Here is a 25,217-nt window from a genome sequence, read left to right on the forward strand (position 1 = left end):
CGGCATAGAGTTGCGGGCTGTGGATCTGGTGGGAGCGTGTCGCGCGTTTGTCAGTGTCAGCGAGCACGGCGGTTTCACCGTCGGAGCGGCCGCGGCCCGGATGTCCCAGTCGGTGGCCAGCCGCCGTGTCGCCGCCCTGGAAGAGCGCTTCGATGAGCAGTTGTTCGAGCGCACGTCGCGGCGGGCCGTCCTCACCCCCTTCGGCCGGGACATGCTGCCGGCGGCCAGGCAGCTCGTGCAGGCGGCCGATGTGCTGCTGCACGAGGCGGGAGCCGCCAAGCGCAAGCCGTGGCGGCTCGCGGTGCCCGGCATCTGCCCCACCGCCGGCCTGGCCCGCCTCGTCGCCGAGGCGCGGGGGCACGGTGTCACGCTCGACCTCCGTGTGGCGGCGCCCGCGCAGCGCATGGAGCTCGTCCACGCGCAGCAGGTGCGTGCCGCCCTGCTCGCGGTGCCCGCGGACGAGGCCACCTGGTCCGTGCCGCTCGGGCTCGCCGGCGCCCAGGACCCCGGCGTGAAGCGCGTCTACCTGGAGACGCTGCGGATCGGGCGGGCCTCCCCCGGCCCGGCCCGCCGTGTCTGGATCCAGCCGGAGGACGACGTACCGCACATCCGTGACCCGCTGACGCGGCTGCGCGACGCGGTGGGCCTGCGGCCCGCACAGCTCGTCGCGGCGGCCGACCTGACGAGCGCCGCGGCGGAAGTCCTCTGCACACACGACCTGTTGCTGTGCTCCCCCGCACAGGCCGGGGAACTCGCCCTGAACTGGCGGCCCATCGGGGAGATCACGCTCGGCCGGGGGTTCGCCCTGGCCGTCGCCGCGGGCGGCAACCCCCAGCACGTCGAGGCACGCCTGGGCGACGCCATCGCCCGCTGCCTCGGCGCGGGCACCGCGGGAGATGCGGCGGCGTGAGCACCGAGGCACTGCTCCACGACATGAGACGGCAGCTGCACGACGGCGGGCTGCACGGCTGCCTGCTCGTACGGGACCTGCACACGGGGGAAGAGCTGGGGATCGAGCCGGACACGCAGCTGCCCTCCGCTTCGCTGGTCAAGGTCCCGCTCGCGCTGGCGACGGCGGAGCGCATCCGGCGGGGCGAGCTCGACGGGGCGACGATGCTCGACGTACGGCCCGGGCGGATCACCACGCCCGGTCCCACCGGGCTGAGCCGGTTCCGCCACCCCGCCCGGATCGCGGTCGACGACCTGCTCTACCTGAGCACCTGCGTGAGCGACGGAACGGCCGCCGACGCGCTGTTCGGCCTCACTCCGCCCGACCGGGTCGCCGGCGTCCTCCACGAGCTCGGCCTGCGCGGTATCACCGTCCGGCACAGCATGCGTGAGCTGTCCGACACCCCAGTGGAACGCTTCGACGCCGACCAGGCCCATCTCGCCCACGCCCTCGCCATCGACGCCGGCACCAGCGGCCGCGGCCACCGGGTGCCGCAGCTCGACACCACCCGCGCCAACACCGGCAGCGCACGCGCCTGGGTCGAACTGCTCCAAGCCCTGTGGACGCCGTCGGCGGTCCCCCCGGAAACGGCCGGGCGCGTGCGCGGTCTCATGGCCCACAACCTGCTCCGGCACCGGCTCGCCCCGGACTTCAGCTCCGACGCCACCACGTGGTCCTCCAAGACCGGCACCCTCCTCAACCTCCGCCACGAAGTCGGTGTCGTCGAGCACTCCGACGGTCAGGCCTTCGCCGTCGCCGTCCTGACCGAGTCGCTCGTTCCGGCGAGCACCCAGCCGGGCGCCGACGCCCTCATGGCGCAGGTCGCCCGCGGACTGCGCGACCATCTCCGGCAGCTCTAGCCTGCATTCCGGGCCGGGGCTTCTTCGCCGGCGAGCCGTACGCCGCCCGGCGGGGCATCGCGTGCGGCACGGCAGGCGCCGCACCTCACCCGGGCCGCCGATGCCCGGCGCCTGAGGACCGGAACGGGGGCAGAGCCCGGTTCGGAGCGGAGTGGTTCGAGGCGGAGTGGTTCGAGGCGGGGCGGGAAACAGCCCCGCAGGGCCGGATCCCGAGCGCCCGGGATCCCGGTCCCGGGGCCGGAGCCCCGGGACCGGAGGCCGTCAGGTCAGGAAGTCGCGGGCGATGTTCTCCGCCACGCGTTCCAGCAGCGGGCCCGCCTGCGCCATGGAGCGGGCCGGGTCCGGCTCCAGGTCGGCCAGGGCGTACGCGCGGCGGATGCCCGCCGCGCCGAGGACCTCCGGGGGGAGGGCCAGACGGCCGCAGACCGCGATGACCTCGACGTTCTTGGCGCGTGCCGCCGCCGCCACACCCGCCGGCGCCTTGCCGTGCAGGGTCTGCGCGTCGAGGGAGCCCTCGCCGGTGATGACCAGGGTCGCCCGTTCCAGGGCGGGGGCGAAGCCCAGGACGTCGAGCATGACCTCGATGCCGGGCCGGAAGCTCGCGCCGAGGGCGATCAGCGCGCCGTAGCCGATGCCGCCGGCCGCGCCCGCGCCGGGCGAGTCCTCGTGCTCCGGGCCGAGTACGGACGCGTAGTGCGCGAGGGCCGCGTCGAGGGTGGCCACGTCCTCCTCGGTGGCGCCCTTCTGCGGTCCGTACACCGCTGCCGCGCCCTTCGGGCCGGTCAGCGGGTTGTCGACGTCGCTGGCGAGGACGAGGTCCACGTCGGCGAGACGCGGATCCAGGCCGGACAGGTCGGCTGTCGCGAGGGCGCGCAGGCCACCGCCGCCGGGGCCGACGGGCTCGCCCGCCGCGTCCAGGAAGCGCGCGCCGAGCGCGGCCAGCATGCCCGCGCCGCCGTCGGTGGTGGCGCTGCCGCCGACGCCGAAGACGATCGTGCGGGCGCCCGCGTCGAGTGCGGCGCGCAGCAGTTCGCCGGAGCCGTACGTCGTCGCGGTGAGCGGTGCGAACACGCCCTCGGGGAGGTGCTGGAGGCCCGAGGCCTCCGCCATTTCGACCACGGCGGTGCCGTCGCGCAGCGCGAACGCCGCCGTGAGCTGTTCGCCGAGCGGTCCGGTGACCCGTACCTCCCGGCGCTCGAATCCGGCCGCCACCGCCGCGGCCACCGTGCCGTCGCCGCCGTCGGCGACGGGCAAGGCCTCGACGACGACGTCGGGGACAACCCGCCGCAGCCCGGCCGTCACCCGCTCCGCGACCTGCACGGCCGTGAGCGAGCCCTTGAACTTGTCCGCCGCGACGAGCACGCGGGCGGTCTCAGTTACTGCTCCGTCCGTCACCTTGCTATCCCTTGCTTTCGAACAGGCAGTCGCGCCGCCCCGACCCTATCCGCAGGAAGGGCCCCGTGCCCATGGGCACCCGTCACGGCCCGGCCTCCCGTACGGCGCGTCAACCTGATTTGTCATCTTTTGGCGCCCATAGTGGTGCGTCATGCGCAGCAAAACGATCGGACGGCCTTCACCCGGACGGCGGCGGCTCCGGCCGGCCGGAGCGCCGCCAGAGGGCCGCCCGTGTGCGCACGGCGCTCCGCACCGCGTTCCACTCTTCTCGCATACCGGTGAAATACCTATAAATGCCCCATGCTCGACCACGGGAAGTGGGTAGAGCCGACGCATGACGCCACACCGCACGCACACCGCCGACCGGATTCTCGGCGGCTGGCTGGGCCGAATCGCCGGCAACATGCTCGGCAAGCCCGTGGAGCGCGGCGACCACTGGACACGAGCACGCATCGACCGCTACCTGCGGCTCACCGGCGCGCTCCCCCTCACCGACTACCTGCCCGAACCCCCGCCGGCCGCGGCCGGCTTCGAACTGCGCCCGGAATGGCCGCACTGCGTGCGCGGCAGGATCAGCGGCAGCTGCCGGGACGACGACGTCGACTACGCGATCCTCGGGCTGCACCTCCTGGAGACCCACGGCTTCGCGTTCACCACCGAGGAGGTCGGTGAGCTGTGGTTGCTGCGGCTGCCGTATCTGCAGACCTTCACCGCCGAGCGGGCGGCGTACCGCAATCTCGCGAACGGCCTCAGGCCGCCGCTGACGGCCACCTACGAGAATCCGTACCAGGAGTGGATCGGTGCCCTCATCCGCGCCGACATCTTCGGCTGGACCAACCCCGGCGACCCGAACCGGGCGGCCGCGCTCGCCCGCCGCGACGCCGTGCTCTCGCACACCGGCAACGGCGTGTACGGCGCGATGTGGGCGGCGGCGCTGATCGCCGCCGCGTTCACCGCGCCGGGGCCGCGCGCCGCGTTGGAGGCGGCGCTGGAGCGCGTGCCCGCGAGCAGCCGTCTCGCCCGTACGGTCCGTCACACCGCCGCCCTGCACGCGGCCGGAGTCGCCTGGGAGGACACGCTCGCCGAGATGGAGGAGGAGACCGGCGGCCTCGGCTGGATCCACACCGTCCCGAACGCCGCCGTCATCACGGCCGGACTGCTGTACGGCGACGGCGACTTCACCCGGACCGTCACGCTCACCGTGCGCGGCGGCCTGGACACCGACTCCAACGGCGCGACGGCGGGCTCGGTGGCCGGGGTGCTGTGCGGGGCGGCCGGGATCGGACCGCAGTGGACCCGGCCGCTGGAGGACACGGTGCGCAGCGCGGTGTTCGGTTTCGACGGGGTGCGGATCAGCGAACTGGCGGACCGTACGGCCCGGCTGGCGCTCGGCTGAATCGGGCCTGTCCGCCAACGCCGGTGCCCTCTACGGTCTGTTGCCTCGGCGCCTTCACCCGGTGTTGCACCGGAGTGCACCGAGTGGCCCACAACGCCGCCCAGCATGACCGGCATCGCCCGCTCCCCCGCTCCCTCGCTCCTTCTTCCGCTCCAGCCCGCCCCAGCCCGCTTCAGTCCTCGACGAGACCCGGAGAGCCTCATGCGTCCATTCGTTGGCGGAGTCCTGACTGCCCTCGCCGCCGGGGCCCTTGTGGCCCAGGGCACCCTCGCGGCCGGTGCGGCGGAGCCCCCCGCGTCCGCGGCGGCGGACCGGTCGGCCAAGGCGAGGCACCTGCCCTCCGAGATAAGGGGCGGTGCCTGGAAGGCCGGACACGTGCAGGGCGTGGCGGTGGACCGTCGCAAGGGGTTCGTGTACTTCTCCTTCACCAACCTCCTCGTCAAGACCGATCTGCGCGGCGATCCGGTGGGCTCCGTGTCCGGGTTCACCGGGCATCTCGGCGACCTGGACTTCAACGAGAGGGACGGCCGGGTCTACGGTTCGCTGGAGTACAAGGCGGCGAAGGCCTTCTACATCGCGGTCCTCGACGTGGACCGGATCAACCGCATGGGCATGGACGCGCACACCAGTGGCGTCGTGTCGACGGTCCATCTCCAGGAGGTCGTGGACGACTACACGGCCGACATGGACGGCGACGGGAAGTTCGACGGCGACACCGCGAACACCCCCGACCACCGGTACGGGTGCAGCGGGATCGACGGAGTGGCCTTCGGGCCCGAGCTGGACCGGGGCGGCCGGGCCAAGTCCGGCAAGCACGTCCTGACCGTCGCGTACGGCATCTACTCGAACGTCAAGCGGCAGGACAACGACCACCAGGTCCTGCTCCAGTACGACGTGAGCAAGTGGCGCACGTACGAGCGTCCGCTGCCCGAGAGCGCCCCGCACACCAGTGGCCCCCCGCGCGTCGACGGCAAGTACTTCGTGCGCACCGGCAACACCCGGTACGGCGTGCAGAACCTGGAGTACGACGCGTACACGGGCAACTGGCTGATGGCCGTCTACAAGGGCGCGAAGCCGCAGTTCCCGAACTACTCGCTCTTCGTCGCCGACGGCTCGAAGCGGCCGTCCTACGGGAGGGTCACCGGCCAGCCGGAGCCCACGAACGGCTGGCACCTGCCGCTGCTCCGCCGGGGGCTGCACCACGAGCCCTCCGGCGTCTACGGCTGGGAGTCCAGTGGCCAGTACGGTCTGGTCTCGCTCGGCGACGGCCGCTTCTACCTCACCGAGGCGGGCACGGTGGTGGAGGACGGCGTGACGAAGCAGACGGCCCGGGCGGTCCTGCACCGGTGGACGGGCCGGCCCCCGACCCCCTTCACGCCGATCGCCGGCCAGACCGCGGGCAGGACCGGGCCGTAGGGCGGGACCAGGTCGCGGGGCGGGGCGAGTCCTGGAACAGCTGGTCCTCGGCTCCCGCCCCGCCCGCCTCGAACGCCAGCAGCCTGCGCTTGCGGTCCAGGCCGCCGCCGTAGCCGGTGAGACTGCCCGAGGCGCCGACGACGCGGTGGCACGGGACGACGATGCCGACCGGGTTCTTGCCGTTGGCGAGGCCGACCGCGCGGGAGGCGGCCGGGTTGCCGAGGCGCTCGGCCAGTTCGCCGTACGTCCAGGTCTCGCCGTACGGGATCCGCTGGAGCTGGGCCCAGACGCCGCGCTGGAACGGCGTGCCGTCCAGGGCCGGTTCCAGATCGAACTCCTTCAGCTCGCCCGCGAAGTAGGCGTCGAGCTGACGGACGGCTTCCCCGAGGATCCCCTGGGTCCGGTCGCCGAAGGACTCCTCCGGCGGCCGGTGGCGCTGCCCGGTCATGTAGAGCCCCGACAGCCTGCCGCCGGTGGCGACCAGCGTCAGGGGGCCGTACGGGCTGTCGACAACGCGGTGCTGCTTCATGGCCGTGCTCCTCATACCGGGAGGTTGTTGATGGGATGGTCGTCGGTGGCCCACAGGTACTGGACGGCGTACGCCCGCCACGGCCGCCAGGCGGCCGCCCGCGCCGTGAACGCCGCCGGTGTGGACGGCAGGCCCAGCTCCTGCGCGGCCCGCCGGATCCCGAGGTCGGTGGGCAGGAACGCGTCGGGGTCTCCGAGCGCGCGCATCGCGATCACCTCGACCGTCCAGGGCCCGAAGCCGGGCAGCGCCCTGAGCTGGGCGCGGGCCTGCTCCCAGTCGCTGTCGATGCCGAGCTTCAGCGTGCCGTCGGCGAGCGAGGAGACCAGCGTCGTCAGGGTGGTGCGGCGGTTGCGCGGCAGGGCCAGCGACTCGGGGTCGAGGCCGGCGAGCGCGGCCGGGTCCGGGAAGAGACGGGTGAGACCGCCGGCCGGATCGTCGACCGGGGTGCCGTGCGCGGTGACCAGGCGGGCCGCGTGGGTGCGGGCGGCGGCCGTCGAGACCTGCTGGCCGAGCACCGCGCGTACCGCGAACTCCGCCGCGTCGGTCGTACGCGGCACCCGGCGTCCCGGGGCCTTGTCGACGAGCGGGGCGAGCAGGGGGTCGGTGCGCAGCTGGTCGTCGACGGCGACCGGGTCGGCGTCGAGGTCGAGCAGGCGGCGGCAGCGGCTGATGGCGATGGTCAGGTCACGCAGGTCGGTGAGCGAGAGCAGGCAGCCGATGTGGTCGGGGCGCGGGGTGAGGGTCACGATGCCGTGCCCGTACGGGAGGGCGAGCGTGCGCCGGTAGGCGCCGTCGCGCCATTCCTCGACGCCGGGCACGGCGGTCGCGGCGAGGTGGCCGAAGAGGTTGGTGGGGTTGAGCGGGGCGCGGAACGGCAGGCGCAGGGAGATCACGCCGGGGGTCTGCGGCTGCTTGTGACCGCGGCTGCGCAGCTCGCCGGGTGAGAACGCGAAGACCTCGCGGACGGTGTCGTTGAACGTACGTACCGACGAGAACCCGGCGGCGAAGGCGACGTCCGCCATGGGCAGCGGGGTCGTCTCGATGAGCAGGCGGGCGGTCTGGGCGCGCTGGGCCCGGGCGAGGGCGAGCGGTCCGGCGCCCAGCTCGGCCAGCAGCTGCCGCTCGATCTGGCGGGTGCTGTAGCCGAGCCGGGCGGCGAGCCCCGGCACGCCCTCGCGGTCGACGACGCCGTCGCCGATCAGACGCATCGCGCGGGCGACGGCATCGGCGCGGGCGTTCCACTGCGGGGAGCCGGGGGTGGTGTCCGGCCGACAGCGCTTGCAGGCCCGGAATCCGGCCTGCTGGCAGGCGGCCGCGCTCGGGTAGAAGGTCATGTTCTCGACCTTGGGCGGCACGACCGGACAGCTGGGGCGGCAGTAGATCCGGGTGGTCAGGACCGCGGTGAAGAACCAGCCGTCGAAGCGCGAGTCCTTGGACCGCACGGCGCGTACGCAACGCTCGGTGTCGGTGTGCATGGCTCAAGCATCGGGCACACCGCACACCCGCGGCTGGCAGGAATCCGACATCAGGGTGCGGCTGCCAGGGCCGTCCCGAACGCCTCGCACGTCGCTCCCGCCGAAGAGGACGGACCGCACCGCACGCCGCCTGCGCGACCGGCCCGCCGGCCGCTTCCCCAGCCGTACGGACGGCGGTACGCGCCCCGTCGTCCGCCGGCCGCCCGTGGACACCGGGGGAGACGGCGGGGAACGTGGCGCCCCTCGCCCCCGGATCCCCTGCCGCGCGCAGCGGTCGCCGGGCGGGCATGCCGCCGGGCCGGGCCGGCCGGTTCGCGGGGCCTCGGGAGGCCGTCTTCTGAAAGTACGGCGCCGTACCGGGCACCGACGCCCCGCCTGCGGCATCGAAGCGGTGACGTATCGGGGCCGGTGACGCGCGGACCGCGGCCGGCGCGCGTTCCCTCGCGGACCGCGGGCGTGGAGCTGTGCGTCTTCCGGGCGCGCCGGGTGAAATCACCACGTCACAGCCAGGCGTGGGAACTCCACGGCTCCTCGCAGGGTTTCGAGTGGGTACTCGTCATGGGGCGGGCGGACGGCGGCGCCCGGCGGAAGGGGCCGGTCCGGCGGCGCCTGCTCAGAGGGAGGACGGTGAGCCCGCTCCGCACGCCGGGGCCATGAGCGAGAAGTGGACAGCGTCGTCCCTGCCCGCGGGGTTCACGGCGGGCAGGGCGTGTTCTGCGGCCATCCTCGGCAGCATGAACTGCCAGAACGTGGTGACCGAGGAACGGGACAGCCACACGTTGTTGGCCCTGCCGAGGACTTCGAAGCCCGTACTGGCCGCCACCACGACCGAGGCGAGACAGCTCAGCGGCATCTCCGGCCGGAAGGTTCCCTCGTCCACTGCCCGCGTCAGCAGACGCTGCACGCAGTGCTGCCATTCCCTGCGCAGATCCATGCCGGAGACCCTGTCCGTTTCGCCGTTGAGCCGGACCCCGGCGCGGACGACCACGTCCTCACGGAGCAGCATGGCGAAGACGTGCGAGATGTCCGTGAGCGCCTGGAGCGCGTCGCCCTCCCCGTGGTGCACCCGCTGCGCGGCTCGGCGCAGGCACCGGGAGGCGCTCCACTCCACCGCGTCGGCCAGTGCCGCCTTGTTCCTGAAGTGGAAGTGCAGAGCGCCGGAGCTCACTCCCGCTCCCGCGCTGATCTCACTCAGGCAGGCCTGGACGTAGCCGTGCCGGTCGAAGAGGCCGGCCGCAGAGTGAATCAGGGCGTTCCGGGTGCGCTCGGACCTTTCCTGTCTGGTCACCCTCGGCTCCCGTCTCTCGTCCCGGCCGCGGCAACGGAACGTTCCGCTGCGGTGCGGGGCGAGGTGCGCAGGACCACTGAAAGGGTTCGGGAAGACTCCATACACGTATCAAACCAGCATGCCGGTTTTCTTTCCAGCCGGAGAGTCAAGTCTTTATGTCGCCAGTGGATCATCGGTGCCCCCGGCGGCTGGAATGACCCCAGCATCGGATAATTTGCGGCAGTTTTATACTGCTATGCGTTAAATCGAAGCATGCAGTGATTCAGAAAAACTGACGTGCATCGAAAGTTTTTGACAAACCAGCTCCCCGGTTTATAAATTGGCGGAGACCGGTCCACTCGTGAGTTCCCATCCTTCAAGCGTGCAGGGGAGCACCAGATGAAGCGGCAGACCACGGACCTTCTGGAACCACACATACCGCGAGACCACCACGCCGGCCGGCACCCGGTCCAGCGGCAGCACGACATGCGGCCCCCGCCGCCGGGAACCGCAGGGACCGACGCCCTGAAAGTCCTGGTCGTCGAGAGCGACGTCTCCTCCGCCGACTCCCTCATCCAGGGGCTGCGCCGCCACGGGCACTCGGCCGGCAGCGTCGGCACCGGAGCCGAGGCCCTGCGAGCCTACCGAAGCGCCGACCTGCTGCTTCTCGACCTCGATCTGCCGGACCTGGACGGCCTGGAGGTCTGCCGCAGCATCCGCAGCGCCGGGGCGACGCCACTCATCGCCGTAACGGCCCGCGACAGCGAACTCGACAGGGTGCTGGGGCTCCAGGCGGGAGCGGACGACTACCTGGTCAAGCCCTACGGCTTCCGCGAACTCATGGCCCGTATCGAAGCGGTGATGCGCCGGGCCCGGCCGCGGCAGTCGCTCCAAAGCGTGATCACCCACGGCCAGCTCCGTATCGACGCGGGCACCCGGGAGGTCGCCGTACAAGGCCGGCAGATGGAATTGACCCGCAAGGAATTCGGCCTGCTCCACCTCCTGGCCTCACATCCGGGCACCGTGGTCTCGCGCAGGCAGCTGATGACCCTGGTGTGGGAAGACTCCTGGTCGCGCCCGGGGCGGACCATCGACACACATGTCAGCAGCCTCCGGAACAAACTCGGCTGCAACGACTGGATCATTACGGTCCGGGGGGTCGGATTCCGGCTGGGGCAGCCGTAAACACCCCCTTCCGGCTTTCCGGCCGTTTCCGCCGCACAGCCCGGATCCGGCGCATGGAGCCCTTTCCGGACTGACGACGGCGGGTCATTGCCGGCAGTGGGCTGTACGGGTGGCGAAACTCCTGGTGGACGGATTCTTGACCGGGATCACCGCGTCTCCCGGGGGCTTCGCGCGCTTTCCCATCCCTCCTCGACCGATCCAGACAGGCAACTCACCGTACGACGGCGTGAGTTCGGGATGCGTCGGCGGCGTCTCGTGGCCGGACGGCACGGACGGCAGGTCCTGGTCACGCCGGCCCGCCTGCGCTGCGGCCACCCCCGCGCCCCGCTCGCCGCCGGGTTCGGGACCGCCGCCGGCTGCGGATCGGACGCACCTGGCCCCGGCCCGGCCGGTCGCCCAGCACGCCGGCGTCACCGTGAGCGTGGCGGAGTCCAGCCTCGCCGGCGGCCTCACTGCTCGCGTCCGGGCGGTCCGCAGCCCGGAGAGACTCCGTCCGTGGACCGGGAACGGGCAGAGCTGCTCCGACACCCTCAACAGCTTGGAAAAGGTTCGGACTCCCGTCCGGCCGCACGGGCGGTCCCTCCGGACCGGCCCGGCCCTTTCCCTCCGAGTACCCCGAGCACCCCGAGCCCTCCGAGCTGATTTGACGTTCCTCTGACCTTTCTCTCTCCCGGCCGTTCAACAGATGCGCATACATGACCAAACGTCACGGTCATCTGCACCGGGCTCCCTTGAAGACCACCTTCCCGCGGAAGAGGCTGATCACCGGTCTTCGCCGCTCTTCCAGAGCCGGGGACATCCGCGGGCACGACCACAGGTACGCCGACGATCCGCCCCTTGCGAAGGAAACCGTGCGATGGCCGAGGAGAGGTATATGGACGCTGCAGTGGTGGTCGCGGGTACGGGGCCGGCCGGCGGACGCGACTCGCGGGAGTCGACGTCGTCGTCCTCGAGCGCCTGGCGGAACGCAGCGGGGAATCCCGCGGATTCGGCTTCACCGCCCGCACGGTGGAGGTCTTCGGCACGACCCGCTCACCTGGTGGTTCCCGGCCGGTGCGACGGCGACCCGATTCCACAACTGGACGGCCGCACGATGACACGCCGTCGCACCGGCACGAAGGGAGGCCACCAGCCGTGGACCGTCGCGCAGTGACCACCGGAGCGGGGGTGCCGGCGCCGGGCGGTACGGGCGTCAAGAACTTCTGGAGTCTGCTGAGCGAAGGACGGACAGCGGCCCGGGACATCATCCCCCTCACCCCGTTCCGTTCCCGGGGCGCGGCACCGCCCCCAAGACCATGATCGGCGGACTCTGCTCCGGGACCGCTCCGGTGGATGTGGTCAACACCGTCCCGACCATGCGCGAGGGCCTGACCCCGTCCGCCGCCCCCGTGGAGCCGTCGTCCGGGTACACCTTCGAACCGGTGTCCCGACGAGGGCCTCGTCGCGTTCTGGAACACCGTCTGTCCGTGGAGAAGAAGGACATGCCGGGGCAGGACAAGCGGGTCGCCCCGCGCTTCGCGAAGCACCGGGGCCCACGGGGGGAGCACGGTCAACAGCGTCGCGCCGGGCATCACGCACGGCGGCAGCCCGGTCTCCGGCACCCCTGAAGCCGTGGAGCGGACGGCCGGGTCGCCGGCCTTCGACCGTGCCGTCGAGCCGCAGGACGCGCCGCCCGCGGGGCGCCGCGCCGACTGCTCACCCGTTGGCCGCTGGTGTCCCCGCGGGCCGTGCGGTTCGTCCGGGACCGTGGCCGGGGCGCGGTACGGCGCACGGAACCCGGCACCCCTACGGCTGGCGGTACTGGACGTTCCGTGCCCCGCCGCCCACACCGCCGCCACTGTGCGCGGTTCGGCTCCGCAGTCGTCCGCGTCCGCCGGCCGGCGGGTGGGCGGGGAGCGGCTACGGGCCCGGGACGGTGAGGGCTGCCGGACGCAGAACCGTTCCCACCTCCGACCGACACAAAGGACATGACCGTCATGAACCGCACCGCCGCCTTCGTCTTCCCCGGCCAGGGAGCGCAGCGCCCCGGAATGAGCGCGGAACTGCTCGCCCTGCACCCCGAGCTGGCCGGCCGCTACCACTCCGTCGCCGACGCGGTGCTGGGGCTCCCCCTGTCGCAGCTGTGCCTGCGCGGTCCGGCCCGGGACCTCGACGATCCGCCGATCGCCCAGCCGGCGGTCTTCCTGACCAGCCTGATGACGCTGGAGGTGCTGCGCTCGTACGGCGTGGAGCCCCGCGCGGTGGCGGGTCACAGCCTGGGTCACTACACGGCGCTCACCGCGACGGGTGTCCTGGAGTGGACCGAGGCGCTGCGACTCGTGCGGCTGCGCGGTGAGCTGATGGCGTCCGTCGACGACCGCGTGCCCGGTTCCACCGCCGCCGTCCTGGGCCTCGACCGGTTCCGGGTCCAGCGGCTGTGCGCCGCGGCCTCGGCGGCCACCGCCCGCGTCGTGGAGGTCACGGGCCACTACGGTCCGGGGGGGAACGTCGTGTCCGGCGAGGACGCGGCCGTGGAACACGTGACGCGTGCCGCCCGGCGGGCGGGGGCCGCGCGGGTCCTCCGGCTGACGCCGGGCGGTGCCTTCCACTCCAGCCTGCTGCGGGACATCGAGGAGGAGTACGCCGACGCACTGGCGACGGCCGAGTTCCACGACCCGGACCGTCCGCTGATGTCCGGCGCGACGGGACAGTGGCTGACGTCCGGCGCCGAGGCGGCCGCGACTCTGCGCGGCGAGCTCACCCGCTCGGTGCGCTGGAGCGACGCCGTCGAGGCACTGGCCGCCACGGGTGCGGACCGCTTCGTGGAGGTCGGCCCGGGCTGTCTGCTCGGCGGCCTCATCCGCCGCGCCCTGCCCGCCGCCAGGGTGCATTCGACCGGAAGCGCCCGCCAACTGGCTTCCACCATCAGTTCGTTCGCCCCCGCGTACGCCGGTGCCTGACACCTCGGCCCATCGGCCCGGCGGAGGACGGAAGCCCATGTCCGCAGCACAGGGAACGATCCGGTCCCGGACCGAGGAGCTCCACCGGATCAAGGACTCCGCGCGCAGCGGCCCGGACCCCGCTGCCACGGAGGGGGCGGCGAACGTCGCCCTCCACCGCACTGACACCACGCCCGGCACCGGGGGCGGAGTGCCTCCGCTCCTCCGACGAACAGGATGGCGATGAGTACCGACGAACACTCCATGGAGCAGATCCGCCCAGTGGTGAAGGGCGGACCGGACCGCGTGGGACCGGCCGTACTCCTCGACCGCTCACCGGCGGTGCCCGGCGCGCCCGGGATTCCGCGTACGGTGCCGGCCCGGTGGGACCGCCCCGAGCGCGTGCGCGGAGCGCGGGCCGTGAGCGGCCGGCGGAGCGTCGCGCCGTGACGCCGTACGCGGACTCCCCGTCGGCGGCCGCCCGCCGCGTGGGCGGCGGACGTACACCACCTGGAGGACGGCGATGAGACCGAGGGGAACGAAGACCGGCGGGACGGAGTCCCGGCAGGGGCTCGACGAGCTTTTCGACCGGGCGGCGATATCGGAACTGATCGACCGCTACGCCCTTCTCCTCGACGCCCAGGACGAGCCCGGAACCGCTTCCGACTGGCCCCGGTCGGTCTTCACGGACGACTGCCGGCTCGCGTTCCCGATCGGGAAGCGGCACGGCCTGGCCGGCCTCGCCGCGTTTCACGACGCGGCCAAACAGAAGTTCAGCGCGACGCACCACCTCAGCTCCAACCATGCGATCGCCCTGGACGGCGACCGGGCCGACGTGCGTTTCCAGATGATCGCCACGCACGTGCACCGGGCGGAGACGCGGGAGAGGGCGTCGCGGGATCCGGGCCCGCTGTTCCAGGTGGGCGGCTACTACGCGGGCCAGGCGGTGCGGACGGCGGGCGGCTGGCGTTTCGCGAGCTGGTCGTTCCACGTCGTATGGACGGCGGGAGCAGGACCGGCCGACCTCGATTGACCCGCCCGCGCCGCCCCGCCCGCCGGAGCCGCCGTCCCCACACGATCCACCCGTCACCCACTCGCCCCGCACCTTCCGAGGAGCCACCGATGTCATCGTCCCCCGGACACGCCGCACGGCACTGCCAGAGCGCGCTCAACACCTTCCACTCCCTTCTGTACTTCAGCCCCGATCTCGACAAGGAACTGGCCGGCCACGGAGTGGGGGATCCGATGGCCTGCTACATCGCCGGCCGTGCCGCGGCACTCGGCCGGGTCGGCCCCGGGGTGGTCACCGCCGCCTTCTACGGCTTCCGTTACGAGCTGGTGGCCCGCCATCTCCCGGCGGTCTGGGACCTGGTGTCACCTCGGGAAGTGTGGGAGGCGCGTCTGGCCGCCGCCGACTCCACGCTGCACCGGACGCTGGGCCCGGACGTACTTCGCTCCCGGCCGGTGGAGGAGGCTGCCCGGCTGGTGCTCCGCGCCATCGGGGGCGCGCAGCGTCCCGGGCGCCCGCTGTACGCGGCCCATGCCGATCTGCCCGTCCCCCCGGCGCCTCATCTCGCCCTGTGGTACGGGGCGACTCTGCTGCGCGAGCACCGCGGGGACAGCCATGTCGCGGTGCTGCGGGCGAGGGGCCTGGACGGCCTCGAGTCCCTGGTGTCGCACTGCGCGAGCGAGGAGGGGATGCCCCGCGAGATCGTGATGACCAAGCGGGGCTGGACCGAGGAGGACTGGAGTGCCGCCGAGGAGCGGCTGCGTGAACGGGGCGTGATGGCCGCCGACGGTTCGCTGACCCGGCAGGGACGGGAACTGCGGGCCGACCTGGAGGAGGAGACGGACCGCGCCGACGCGGCGCCGTATCTGCACCTCGGCCAGGACGGCGTCGCGGAACTCACCTCGCTCGTCGAGAAGCTGGTCGGAGCGGCCATCGGGGCCGGTGCCATCCCCGAGCCGCTCGCGGCGTTCTTCACGCCGGCCGAGCGCTGACAGCGGCGGCGGGCCGGCGGGGGCACGTGCCGCCGCCGGCTCCTCACCGCGCGCCGGCCGGTCCGGGTCGGCGCGTCAGCCGACCGGCCCGGTGTGCCGTTCGTGCAGGAGGTACCGCTTGCCGGCGAGGCCCCGTACCCCCGCGAGCGACTTCAGGGCTTCGAAGGCGTCACGGGACATCTCGCTGCGCAGGAACTCCTCGTGGGCCGTCTGGCTGGTCCACTCCGCGTAGTTCAGTACCCGGCTGCCGTCGTCGCTGAGCAGGAAGTGCATGGCCCTGAGCCCGGGAAAACGCGCGTTCAGCGGGCCGTCGAGCAGCGTGTCGACGGCCCGCCGCTGCCTTTCGGGGCCGTCCACGTCGAAGATGGGGACCACGACACAGACCGCCTCTCCCTCCTCCCCGGCCACCTGGCCGCGGTAGCGGCGGTACAGCTCCGGCCTGAGCCGGCGGGTGTCGTCCGCCGTCTCGACGCCGGGGATCACGAACGGCTGACAGGAGCGGAAGAACCGGTCCCAGGAATCCTCCCCGCGCCACTGCACGACCGTCATGACATTTTCTCCGTCCACGCTTTCGAAGCAATTGGCTGTTGGACAGTTACCACAGCGAACGGTTCCCCGTGGGGCAGCAGTTGCTGACCCAGACCCGCGCCCAGGGGCTGCTGTTCTTCGGCGGCCGGGAAATGCAGCCGCTGCGTGACGTGATGACGGATCTCATACGGTTCGACGAGGTCAACCGCCACCTCATCGGCAAGGCCAGCGGCCTGGACATCCGGTACGACGTCAGCCCGGGCGACCATCCGGCGCTCGGCCTGCGCATGCCCGACATCGAGCTGATCACCACGCGGGACACGACCGGTTCCGGCCGGCCCGGCAAGACGACCGTCGCCCAACTGCTGCACGGGGCCCGGGGCGTACTCATCGACCTCGCGGACGACGCCGCGCTGCGCCGGACCGCCGCGGGCTGGAGCGACCGCGTCGACGTCGTCACCGCCACCCCCCACGATCTGCCTCCCTACGACCCCTTCGCCGGCACCGCGGCCGTACTGCTGCGCCCCGACGGCCACGTGGTGTGGACGGGACCGGGAGCGGGCGAGCTCACCACCGCGCTGAACGGCTGGTTCGGCACCCCCCGGAACGGCTCGTAAAAGCCCTGCTCACCAGCTCCAGAACTTGACCTCAACACGAGTTGAGGTTCTAGCGTGCCTGGCGGCGACCTTCACCGGGCCGCCATCCGCGTGTGAGAGAGGAAGACTTCGCCATGGAAGTGCAAGCTCCGCCCAAGGCGGGCAAGCGGGAGTGGATCGGGCTGGCCATGCTCGCCCTGCCGACCCTGCTCGTCTCGATGGACCTGACGGTGCTGCACCTCGCTGTGCCGGACCTGAGCGAGGATCTCAGTCCGACCAGCACACAGCTGCTCTGGATCGTCGACATCTACGGATTCATGATCGCCGGCTGGCTCGTCACGGCCGGAACGCTGGGAGACCGCATCGGCCGTCGCCGTCTGCTGCTGGCCGGTGCCGCGGCCTTCGGCGTGGCGTCGGTACTGGCGGCCTTCTCCACCAGTGCCGAGATGCTGATCGTGACGCGCGGAATCCTGGGTGTCGCCGGTGCGACGCTGATGCCGTCGACCATGGCGCTCATCCGCAACATGTTCCACGACGACGTCGAGCGTTCCCGCGCCATCGGCGTGTGGATGACCAGCTTCATGGTCGGTGGGACCCTGGGCCCGCTGGTCGGCGGTGTGCTGCTGGACGCCTTCTGGTGGGGTGCGGTCTTCCTCATGGGCGTGCCGGTGATGCTCCTTCTGCTGGTCCTCGGCCCCAAGCTGCTCCCCGAGTACCGCAGTGAGGAGGCGACGGGACCGCTGGACATCACCAGCGCGGTGCTGTCGCTGGTGGCAGTGCTCTCGGTGGTCTACGGCGTCAAGCAGGCCGCCGAGCACGGTGTCGGGCCGGCCGCCGTGGGTCTGGTGGTCGTCGGTGCCCTGGTCGGCTGGGCCTTCGTACGCAGGCAGCGTTCGTCCCGTGACCCCCTGCTCGACCTGCGCCTGTTCAACAACGCCCGGTTCAGCGTCGCGCTGGTGGCGCTGACCGTGAACACCGGTGTCATGATGGGCCTCAGCTTCTTCGCCGCGCAGTACCTCCAGCTGGTCGTGGGGCTCTCCCCGCTGGAAGCCGGCCTGTGGACGCTGCCGATGACCATCGCGGGCATCCCCGCGGCACTGCTGACCCCCAGCCTCGTGCGGCACGTCCGCCCCGCCTACGTGATGGCCGCCGGACTCCTCGTGGCGGCGGTCGGTTTCGCCCTCGTCACCCAGGTCGACGGCTCCGGCCTGGCCGTGCTGGTGACCGGCACGGTGGTGATGTTCGTGGGCCTGGCCGTCATGGGCGTACTCGGCACCGACATGGCGGTCGGAGCCGCGCCGCCCGAGCAGGCCGGAGCGGCGTCCGCCGTGACGGAGACGGGCAACGAACTCGGCGGTGCGCTGGGCCTCGCCCTGCTCGGCAGCATCGGCAGCGCCGTCTACAGCTCCCGTATCGGCGACAGCAGCCTCAGCGGGGTCCCCGACGCGGCGGCCGAGGCCGCCCAGGGCTCGCTGGGCGGCGCCGTGGCGGTGGTGGGAGACCTGCCGGCGCGTATCGGCGACGGTCTTCTGGAGGCCTCCCGCGGAGCCTTCGTGAGCAGCCTGCACGTCGTCGCCCTCGTCTGCTGCGCCCTCGTCGTCGCCCTCGCCGTCGCGGTGGCCGTCCTGCTCCGGGGTGTCGGGCGGCAGACCCCGGAAGGCCCCGAGGCCGCGTCGGTTCCGGCGCCCGCCACCGACGTTCCGGTGCCCGCCGCCGACGGTCCGGTGGACCGGTGACCGGGCAACGGCCCGCCGTCCGGCGGCCGGCCGCGCAGGACCGCACCTCCCCGAGACCCCAGGAAACCGAAGGAGCACCCTTATGCGCGTCATGTTCACCGTCCTACCGGTCACCTCACACCTGCTGATCATGGCGCCGATGGCGTCCGCCCTGCAGAGCGCGGGGCACGACGTCCGTGTGGTCACGCACAATCACCCCGAGACCGTCGCGTCGATCACCGCGGCCGGCCTGTCGGCCGTTCCCCTCGGTGAGGGGATCGACCTGGTCGCCGCCGTCCAGGACACCTTCGGCCACCAGGCCCTGGAGGACATCGCCCGTACGACGGGCGTGGACCCGGAGGACAGCAACCTCTGGCCCATGATCCGCAATTACCTGGTGGCCACGTACGCCATGTACTACCCGGCCGATCCGGATGCGCCCGGCGCCGTCGGCATCACCGACGAGATGGTCCGCTTCGCCCAGGACTGGGAGCCGGACCTGGTCATCTGGGACCCGCTGTTCTTCCCGTCCCCGATCGCGGCCCGGGCCTGCGGCGCCGCCCACGCGCGCCTGCTGTGGGGGCTCGACCGTTTCGGCTGGCTCCGTTCCCTGTACTCCGAGGGCCGCGCCTCCGCCGACGACGGCCGGCCGGACCTGATGGCGGCGATGATGCGTCCGCTCCTCGACCGCTTCGGCGTCGAGTTCGGCGAGGACCTGATCACCGGTCAGTGGAGCATCGATCCCTGGCCGAGCCGCATGCGGCTGCCGCTCGACCTGGACTACGTCGCGGTGCGCCCCGTGCCCTTCAACGGCGCCACCGTGGTGCCCGACTGGCTGCACGGCACTCCCGAGAACCCGAGGGTGTGCCTCACCCTGGGCACCAGCGGGCGCGAGCTGTTCGCCGAGAACGGTATCTCCATCACGGACGTGTTCGACATGGTCGCCGATCTGCCGATCGAGCTCGTGGCCACGCTCAACGAGGCCCAGCTCGCCGGCGTCGAGTCCATTCCCGACAACGTCCGCACCACGGACTACGTACCGCTGAACCTGCTGCTGCCGAGCTGCTCGGCGATCATCCACCTCGGCGGTTCCGGCACATGGGCGGCCGCCGTCGTCCACGGGGCACCGCAGCTGATGGTGCCCAAGAGCGGCTCGGAGTACGTCGACTTCGCCCGTTACACGGCCTCCCGCGGCGCCGGGCTGGTCATCGAGGACGAGAAGCCCACGATCGAGGCCATGCGCGAGGGGCTGCTGCGGATCCTCCGGGAGCCCTCGTTCCAGGAGGCGACCACCACTCTTCGGCAGGAGATGTGGGAGATCCCCAGCCCGGTGGACATCATCCCGGAGCTGGAGCAGCGCACCCGGCGCCACCAGGGCCGCTGACCCGGCCCCGCAGTCACGCACCTGTCACACGCACGAAGGAGAAAACCATGGGCACCGCCACTCTTCCCGGCGTCGACCGCCAGGACGCCGGGCTGGCGCTGGTCAGTCCCCTCTATGTGGGCTCACCGGAACTGCAGCAGAAGGTGGCGGACGCCATCGTGGCCGAATGGGCCGCGGCACCGCGGCCCGAGGGCCTGCTCTCGCAGAACTGCTACGTCAGCACCGACGGCGAGAACGTGTGGACCTACGAGCAGTGGACCGGGCTGTCCGCCTACCGGGCGTCCGGAGCGCAGGAACCGCCCGCGCCGCTGCGGGGTCTGGGCCAGGACGGCGCGGACATCGAGCGCTGTTCCCCCACGCCGTTCCAGCGCTACCGCAGCAGGGTCTACGAGCCGGGCAGCGTCCCCACCCGCTTCGTGGCGCCGGCGTTCGACACCGACGGCCGGGCTCCGCAGCGGGGCATCGTCGACGCGCTGCTCGACGGTCCGCTGACGACGGCCACCCCCGGTCTGATCGCCACGCACTTCCACTACAGCCTCGACGGCGGCCGGGTGCTGAACTTCGCGGAGTTCACCGAGGACTCGGCGCACGAGGTCTTCCTCGACAGCCCGTCGGCCCAGGTGACGACCCGGATCACCCAGGACATGCCGGGAGTCCGCGGCATCGGCGGAAGGCGCTACGTACTGCACGGCAGCGTCGTCACCGTGCCGCCGGCCGCGGGCTGACACTCCCCCCGACCTCCCGGGGCGGGTCCGGTATTCCCCCGTACGGACCCGCCCCGGGAGCACACCCCTGCACGCGCGTACGACCGTCCGCCCGCAGCCGCACAGAACCGTTTCCGCACCGCTCGGGCCGACGGGCACCGCACGCTGCCCGGAACCGGCCGTCCGTACCCGGGCACGTGCCCGAAAGCTGTCCGTCCCGCCCTGCCAGTCGCCCCGACCTCCAGGAGACAGACATGATCGATCTCTTCCAGCCGCAGGTGGGCCAAGAGGAACTCGCGGCCGTGGCCGAGGTGTTCGAGAGCAAATGGCTCGGCCACGGCCCGCGCACCAAGGCGTTCGAGGCCGCTTTCGCGGAACACATCGGCTGCTCCCCGAGCAGGTCGTGTTCATCAACTCGGGCACGGCCGGTCTCTTCCTCGCCCTGGAGACGCTCGATCTGGCCGAGGGCGACGAGGTGATCCTGCCGTCGCTCAGCTTCGTGGCGGCGGCCAACGCCGTCGTCGCGACGGGCGCCCGCCCGGTCTTCTGCGACGTCGACGCCCGTACGCTCAACCCCACCGCGGCCGACATCGAACGGGTGATCTCGCCGCGCACCAAGGCCGTGATCGTCCTCCACTACGGCGGCTGCCCCGGCGACGTCGTACGCATCGCCGGCCTCTGCGCCGAGCGCGGCATCCCGCTCGTCGAGGACGCCGCGTGCTCACCCGCGTCCCGCGTCGACGGGCAGGCCGTCGGCACCTTCGGCGACCTCGCCATGTGGAGCTTCGACGCCATGAAGGTCATGGTGACCGGTGACGGCGGCATGCTCTACGCCAAGGACCCGGAGCGAGCGGCCCGCGCACGCCGGCTCGCCTACCACGGGCTCTCCCAGCCCAGTGGTTTCGGGTACGCCAAGGTCTCGCACCGCTGGTGGGAACTCGACGTCCCGGAGGTCGGACGGCGTGTGGTCGGCAACGACCTGACGGCCGCGATCGGATCGGTGCAGCTTCGCCGGCTGCCCGGGCTCGTCGCCCGGCGCAGGGAGATCGTCGAGCTCTACGACCAGGAGCTGGCATCGCTGGAAGGTGTGCGGACCCCGCCGCCGCTGCCCCGGGGCCACGAGTCGAGTTACTACTTCTACTGGGTCCAGATGAGTCCGGACATCCGGGACCAGGTCGCCTCCGACCTGTACGCCGCCGACATCTACACGACGTTCCGCTACGCGCCGCTGCACAAGGTGGCCGCCTACGGGGCGACGGATCCGGAACTGCCGCGATCCGACCGGGCCTCCGGCGAGACCCTCTGTCTGCCGCTGCACCCCGGCCTGTCCGACTCGGACGTCGTCGCCGTGGCCACGGCCCTGCGGAAGGCGGTCGAGGCGCGGTGCTAGGCCGTGCCTCCCGGGCTGGCCCCGTCCGGCCCCCGGGGTCCCGCGGCTCCACCCCGCAGGGTGGGCACCGCACGTTCCGCAGCACCGCCCGTGCGTACGGCACATCCCGAACCCACCTCACGAGGAGAACCCCATGAAGGCTCTGGTGCTGTCGGGAGGATCAGGAACCCGCCTCCGCCCATTCAGCTACTCCATGGCCAAGCAGCTCATCCCCATCGTCAACAAGCCGGTCCTCGAATACGTCCTGGAGAACATCCGCGCTCTGGGCATCACCGAGGTCGGCATCATCGTCGGCGACTGGGCCCGGGAGATATCCGACGTGGTGGGGGACGGCAGCCGGCTCGGTCTGCGGATCACCTACATCCCGCAGGAGGAGCCGCTGGGCCTCGCCCACTGTGTCACGCTGGCCCGCGGCTTCCTGGGTGACGACGACTTCCTGATGTACCTGGGGGACAACATGCTCCCGGAAGGCATCGGCGAGATCGAGCGGGAGTTCCGCGCACGGCGTCCGGCGGCGCAGGTCCTCGTCCGCAAGGTGGCCGACCCGCGGGCGTTCGGCGTCGCGGAGACGGCACCGGACGGCTCGGTGATCCGGCTCGTCGAGAAGCCCCAGCAGCCCCGGAGCAACCTGGCGCTGATCGGTGTCTACTTCTTCACTCCGGCGATCCACCGCGCCGTGGCGTCGATCGAGCCCAGCGGACACGGCGAACTGGAGATCACCGACGCGATCCAGTGGCTGGTGGAAACCGGTGCCGACGTCAGGGCGAGCGAGTACCACGGCTACTGGAAGGACACCGGGCAGACCGAGGACGTCCTGGACTGCAACCAGAAGCTGCTGGGCGGCCTGAGGCCGGAGGTCCTCGGCAGCGTCGACGACTTCAGCGAGCTGAACGGACAGGTGCGGGTGGAGCCCGGCGCCCGGGTGGTGCGCAGCCGTGTCGACGGACCCGCCGTCATCGGCGCGGGCTCGGTCCTGGAGGACTGCCACATCGGCTCCAACACGTCCATCGGCCGGGACTGCGTGCTGAGCAGCACCAGGATCCGCGACTCCATCGTGATGGACGGCGCGCGGATCCAGGACGTGCCCGGCCTGCAGAACTCCCTGATCGGCCGGAACGCCGCCGTGGGCACCGGACGTTCGGGGGCCTCCTGCCACAGCCTGGTCGTGGGCGACCACACCCGGATCGAGGTGGCGGCGTGAGGCTCCTGATCACCGGGGGTGCGGGCTTCATCGGTTCGCACTTCGTCCGTACGGTGCTCGACGGCGGTTACGCCGGCTACGAGCAGGCCCGGGTGACCGTCCTCGACAAGCTCACCTACGCGGGCAACCGCGACAACCTTCCCGCCTCCCACCCCCGGCTGGACTTCGTACGGGGCGACATCCGCGACTCGGCTCTGCTGCACCGACTGCTGCCCGGCCATGACGCGGTGGTCCATTTCGCCGCCGAGTCGCACGTCGACCGGTCCCTCACCTCCGCGGGCGAGTTCGTCCGGACGAACGTCGAGGGCACGCAGACCCTCCTGGACGCCTGCCTCGCCACGGGGGTCGAACGCGTCGTGCACGTGTCGACCGACGAGGTGTACGGCTCGATCACCGAGGGCTCCTGGACCGAGGACCGGCCGCTGCTGCCCAACTCCCCGTACGCGGCGTCCAAGGCCGCATCTGATCTGATCGCCAGGTCCTACTGGCGCACCCACGGGCTCAACGTGTCGATCACCCGCTGCTCCAACAACTACGGGCCCTACCAGCACCCGGAGAAGCTGATACCGCTTTTCGTCACCCAGCTGCTGGAGGGCCTTCCCGTCCCGCTCTACGGCGACGGCGGCAACATCCGCGAGTGGCTGCACGTCGAGGACCACTGCCGGGCCATCGCGCTGGTGCTCTCCAAGGGCGGAGCGGGCGAGGTGTACAACATCGGCGGCGGCAACGAGCAGAGCAACCTGCACATCACCGACCGTCTGTTGGAACTGTGCGGAGCCGACCGCTCCATGATCGTCCACGTGCCCGACCGCAAGGGGCACGACCTGCGCTACGCGCTCGACGAGACGAAGATCCGCGAGACCCTCGGCTACGCCCCGGAGGTGCCTTTCGAGCAGGGCCTCGCGGACACGGTCGCCTGGTACCGCGACAACCCCGGCTGGTGGAAGCCAGTGAAACAGCGCGGCGCCGCCGCGGCGAGCCAGGAAGGGACCGTGCAGTGAGCGTCCACAAGGGACTCGTCCTCGACGAGACCAAGCTGTTCCATGCCGACCTCCAGAACCACGAGCCCTTCGTCCCCGGCACGACCGAGATCTGGCCGGCGGGCGCGGTGCTCGACGAGGCGGACCGGCTGGCGCTGGTCGAGGCGGCCCTGGAGATGCGGATCGCGGCCGGGCCCAGCTCGCGGAAGTTCGAATCGCGGTTCGCCCGTACGCTCAAGCGCCGCAAAGCGCACCTGACCAACTCCGGTTCGTCGGCGAACCTGCTCGCCATGACCGCTTTCACCTCCCACCTCCTGGAGGACCGGCGGCTCCGGCCGGGCGACGAGGTGATCACCGTCGCGGCCGGTTTCCCGACCACCGTCAACCCCATCCTGCAGAACGGGCTCATCCCCGTCTTCGTCGACGTGGAGCTGGGCACCTACAACACCACGGCGGACCGGGTCGCCCGGGCCATCGGCCCGCGCACCCGCGCCATCATGATCGCCCACGCGCTGGGCAACCCGTTCGAGGTCGCCGAGATCGCCCAGCTCGCGGAGGAGCACGACCTCTTCCTCGTCGAGGACAACTGCGACGCCGTGGGCTCCACGTACGACGGCCGGCTCACCGGCACCTTCGGCGACCTCACGACCGTGAGCTTCTACCCCGCCCACCACCTGACCATGGGCGAGGGCGGCTGCGTCCTGACGTCCAACCTGGCGCTGGCACGGATCGTGGAGTCGCTGCGGGACTGGGGCCGGGACTGCTGGTGCGAACCGGGTGAGAGCAACAAGTGCCTCAAGCGGTTCGACTACCAGATGGGGACGCTCCCGGCCGGCTACGACCACAAGTACATCTTCTCGCACGTCGGCTACAACATGAAGGCGACGGACATCCAGGCCGCCCTGGGGCTGACCCAGCTCGACAAGCTCGACGACTTCTGCGCCGCCCGCCGCCGCAACTGGCGCAGGCTGCGGGACGGGCTGGCCGACGTCCCCCACCTCCTGCTGCCCGTGGCCACCCCGCGCAGCGATCCGAGCTGGTTCGGCTTCGCCCTGACGGTCGACCCCGAGGCGCCGTTCTCCCGGGCGGAACTGGTGGCCTTCCTCGAAGGCCGGAAGATCGGCACGCGCCGCCTCTTCGCCGGGAACCTGACCCGGCACCCCGCCTACATCAACCAGCCGCACCGGGTGGCCGGGGACCTGACCAACAGCGACATCATCACCGAGCAGACCTTCTGGGTCGGGGTGTACCCCGGCCTCTGCGACGAGCAGCTCGACTACGTCATCTCCTCCGTCAAGGACTTCGTGGGGGCCCGCACATGACCGGGC

General features: G+C 71.9%; 22 protein-coding genes and 3 pseudogenes. 20 read left to right on the plus strand and 5 right to left on the minus strand.

What is annotated here, in order from left to right:
* The first annotated feature begins 19 nt into the window (after nucleotides 1–19).
* Complete coding sequence (locus tag BN1555_RS05080) at nucleotides 20–910, plus strand: LysR family transcriptional regulator (RefSeq protein WP_176709954.1); 891 nt, start codon at nucleotides 20–22, stop codon at nucleotides 908–910.
* The gene (locus BN1555_RS05085; protein ID WP_176709955.1) at nucleotides 907–1,809 is read left to right on the plus strand and encodes a serine hydrolase; all 903 of its coding nucleotides are present in this window, start codon (nucleotides 907–909) and stop codon (nucleotides 1,807–1,809) included. Before BN1555_RS05080 ends, BN1555_RS05085 begins: the two co-directional genes overlap by 4 nt.
* A gap of 261 nt (nucleotides 1,810–2,070) precedes the next feature.
* On the opposite strand, the gene BN1555_RS05090 is transcribed toward BN1555_RS05085, so the two are convergent.
* Nucleotides 2,071–3,204, minus strand: coding sequence for a glycerate kinase (locus BN1555_RS05090; RefSeq protein WP_093798252.1), 1,134 nt, complete (start codon nucleotides 3,202–3,204; stop codon nucleotides 2,071–2,073).
* Between the two features lie 334 nt (nucleotides 3,205–3,538).
* Here BN1555_RS05090 and BN1555_RS05095 point away from each other — a divergent pair, with 334 nt between their 5' ends.
* Nucleotides 3,539–4,600: an ADP-ribosylglycohydrolase family protein gene (locus BN1555_RS05095; protein WP_093798254.1), complete on the plus strand. Its 1,062-nt coding sequence runs from the start codon at nucleotides 3,539–3,541 to the stop codon at nucleotides 4,598–4,600.
* Between the two features lie 201 nt (nucleotides 4,601–4,801).
* Nucleotides 4,802–6,016, plus strand: a complete 1,215-nt coding sequence (locus BN1555_RS05100) for a hypothetical protein (RefSeq protein ID WP_093798256.1) — start codon at nucleotides 4,802–4,804, stop codon at nucleotides 6,014–6,016.
* On the opposite strand, the gene BN1555_RS05105 is transcribed toward BN1555_RS05100, so the two are convergent.
* From BN1555_RS05105 to BN1555_RS05115, 3 genes are all read right to left on the minus strand, one after another.
* Nucleotides 5,973–6,545, minus strand: coding sequence for a methylated-DNA--[protein]-cysteine S-methyltransferase (locus BN1555_RS05105; RefSeq protein WP_093798258.1), 573 nt, complete (start codon nucleotides 6,543–6,545; stop codon nucleotides 5,973–5,975). The two genes, BN1555_RS05100 and BN1555_RS05105, sit on opposite strands and share 44 nt — an antisense overlap.
* Nucleotides 6,546–6,556: 11 nt before the next feature.
* Nucleotides 6,557–8,020 (minus strand): AlkA N-terminal domain-containing protein, encoded by a 1,464-nt coding sequence (locus BN1555_RS05110; RefSeq protein ID WP_093798260.1) that lies wholly within the window; start codon nucleotides 8,018–8,020, stop codon nucleotides 6,557–6,559.
* 613 nt (nucleotides 8,021–8,633) lie between these two features.
* A complete protein-coding gene (locus BN1555_RS05115; RefSeq protein ID WP_093798262.1) occupies nucleotides 8,634–9,308 on the minus strand; it encodes a ScbR family autoregulator-binding transcription factor in 675 nt (224 codons plus the stop codon).
* Between the two features lie 378 nt (nucleotides 9,309–9,686).
* Here BN1555_RS05115 and BN1555_RS05120 point away from each other — a divergent pair, with 378 nt between their 5' ends.
* The 8 genes and pseudogenes from BN1555_RS05120 to BN1555_RS05145 all read left to right on the plus strand — a co-directional run bounded on the left by BN1555_RS05120 (nucleotide 9,687) and on the right by BN1555_RS05145 (nucleotide 15,391).
* Nucleotides 9,687–10,472: a response regulator transcription factor gene (locus tag BN1555_RS05120; RefSeq protein WP_093798264.1), complete on the plus strand. Its 786-nt coding sequence runs from the start codon at nucleotides 9,687–9,689 to the stop codon at nucleotides 10,470–10,472.
* Between the two features lie 219 nt (nucleotides 10,473–10,691).
* Nucleotides 10,692–10,817: pseudogene (locus tag BN1555_RS40115) on the plus strand (IS5/IS1182 family transposase); the annotation flags it as partial.
* A 492-nt stretch (nucleotides 10,818–11,309) separates the two neighbouring features.
* Nucleotides 11,310–11,435 (plus strand): annotated as a pseudogene (locus tag BN1555_RS41540) (hypothetical protein); the annotation flags it as partial.
* 171 nt (nucleotides 11,436–11,606) lie between these two features.
* Nucleotides 11,607–11,753 (plus strand): annotated as a pseudogene (locus tag BN1555_RS40120) (beta-ACP synthase); the annotation flags it as partial.
* 695 nt (nucleotides 11,754–12,448) lie between these two features.
* A complete protein-coding gene (locus BN1555_RS05130; protein WP_093803196.1) occupies nucleotides 12,449–13,411 on the plus strand; it encodes an ACP S-malonyltransferase in 963 nt (320 codons plus the stop codon).
* Nucleotides 13,412–13,633: 222 nt separating this feature from the next.
* Nucleotides 13,634–13,840, plus strand: coding sequence for a hypothetical protein (locus BN1555_RS05135; RefSeq protein ID WP_093798268.1), 207 nt, complete (start codon nucleotides 13,634–13,636; stop codon nucleotides 13,838–13,840).
* Nucleotides 13,841–13,913: 73 nt separating this feature from the next.
* Nucleotides 13,914–14,423, plus strand: a complete 510-nt coding sequence (locus tag BN1555_RS05140) for a nuclear transport factor 2 family protein (RefSeq protein ID WP_093798270.1) — start codon at nucleotides 13,914–13,916, stop codon at nucleotides 14,421–14,423.
* Nucleotides 14,424–14,512: 89 nt separating this feature from the next.
* Entirely contained in the window at nucleotides 14,513–15,391 is an 879-nt protein-coding gene (locus BN1555_RS05145) for an SCO6745 family protein (RefSeq protein WP_093798272.1), read from the plus strand.
* 75 nt (nucleotides 15,392–15,466) lie between these two features.
* Here the strand turns inward: BN1555_RS05145 and BN1555_RS05150 are convergent, their stop codons facing one another.
* Entirely contained in the window at nucleotides 15,467–15,940 is a 474-nt protein-coding gene (locus BN1555_RS05150) for an antibiotic biosynthesis monooxygenase (RefSeq protein ID WP_093798274.1), read from the minus strand.
* A 38-nt stretch (nucleotides 15,941–15,978) separates the two neighbouring features.
* Between BN1555_RS05150 and BN1555_RS05155 the strand changes: the two genes are divergently transcribed.
* The 8 genes from BN1555_RS05155 (at nucleotide 15,979) to rfbH (ending at nucleotide 25,211) form a co-directional block, all read left to right on the plus strand.
* Nucleotides 15,979–16,536, plus strand: coding sequence for an aromatic-ring hydroxylase C-terminal domain-containing protein (locus tag BN1555_RS05155; RefSeq protein ID WP_141662809.1), 558 nt, complete (start codon nucleotides 15,979–15,981; stop codon nucleotides 16,534–16,536).
* A 113-nt stretch (nucleotides 16,537–16,649) separates the two neighbouring features.
* Nucleotides 16,650–18,251, plus strand: coding sequence for an MFS transporter (locus BN1555_RS05160; RefSeq protein ID WP_093798278.1), 1,602 nt, complete (start codon nucleotides 16,650–16,652; stop codon nucleotides 18,249–18,251).
* Nucleotides 18,252–18,333: 82 nt separating this feature from the next.
* Nucleotides 18,334–19,614 (plus strand): nucleotide disphospho-sugar-binding domain-containing protein, encoded by a 1,281-nt coding sequence (locus BN1555_RS05165; RefSeq protein WP_093798280.1) that lies wholly within the window; start codon nucleotides 18,334–18,336, stop codon nucleotides 19,612–19,614.
* A gap of 47 nt (nucleotides 19,615–19,661) precedes the next feature.
* A complete protein-coding gene (locus BN1555_RS05170; protein ID WP_093798282.1) occupies nucleotides 19,662–20,339 on the plus strand; it encodes a hypothetical protein in 678 nt (225 codons plus the stop codon).
* Nucleotides 20,340–20,721: 382 nt separating this feature from the next.
* On the plus strand, nucleotides 20,722–21,708 hold the full coding sequence (locus BN1555_RS05175) for a DegT/DnrJ/EryC1/StrS aminotransferase family protein (protein ID WP_255305887.1): 987 nt from the start codon (nucleotides 20,722–20,724) through the stop codon (nucleotides 21,706–21,708).
* Between the two features lie 133 nt (nucleotides 21,709–21,841).
* Entirely contained in the window at nucleotides 21,842–22,909 is a 1,068-nt protein-coding gene (locus tag BN1555_RS05180) for a glucose-1-phosphate thymidylyltransferase (protein ID WP_093798283.1), read from the plus strand.
* A complete protein-coding gene (gene rfbB, locus BN1555_RS05185; protein ID WP_093798284.1) occupies nucleotides 22,906–23,910 on the plus strand; it encodes a dTDP-glucose 4,6-dehydratase in 1,005 nt (334 codons plus the stop codon). Before BN1555_RS05180 ends, rfbB begins: the two co-directional genes overlap by 4 nt.
* On the plus strand, nucleotides 23,907–25,211 hold the full coding sequence (gene rfbH, locus BN1555_RS05190) for a lipopolysaccharide biosynthesis protein RfbH (protein ID WP_093798285.1): 1,305 nt from the start codon (nucleotides 23,907–23,909) through the stop codon (nucleotides 25,209–25,211). Before rfbB ends, rfbH begins: the two co-directional genes overlap by 4 nt.
* Nucleotides 25,212–25,217 lie beyond the last annotated feature (6 nt).

It is taken from the genome of Streptomyces sp. Wb2n-11 (genome assembly GCF_001049855.1).
In the GTDB taxonomy this organism is placed as follows: domain Bacteria; phylum Actinomycetota; class Actinomycetes; order Streptomycetales; family Streptomycetaceae; genus Streptomyces; species Streptomyces altiplanensis.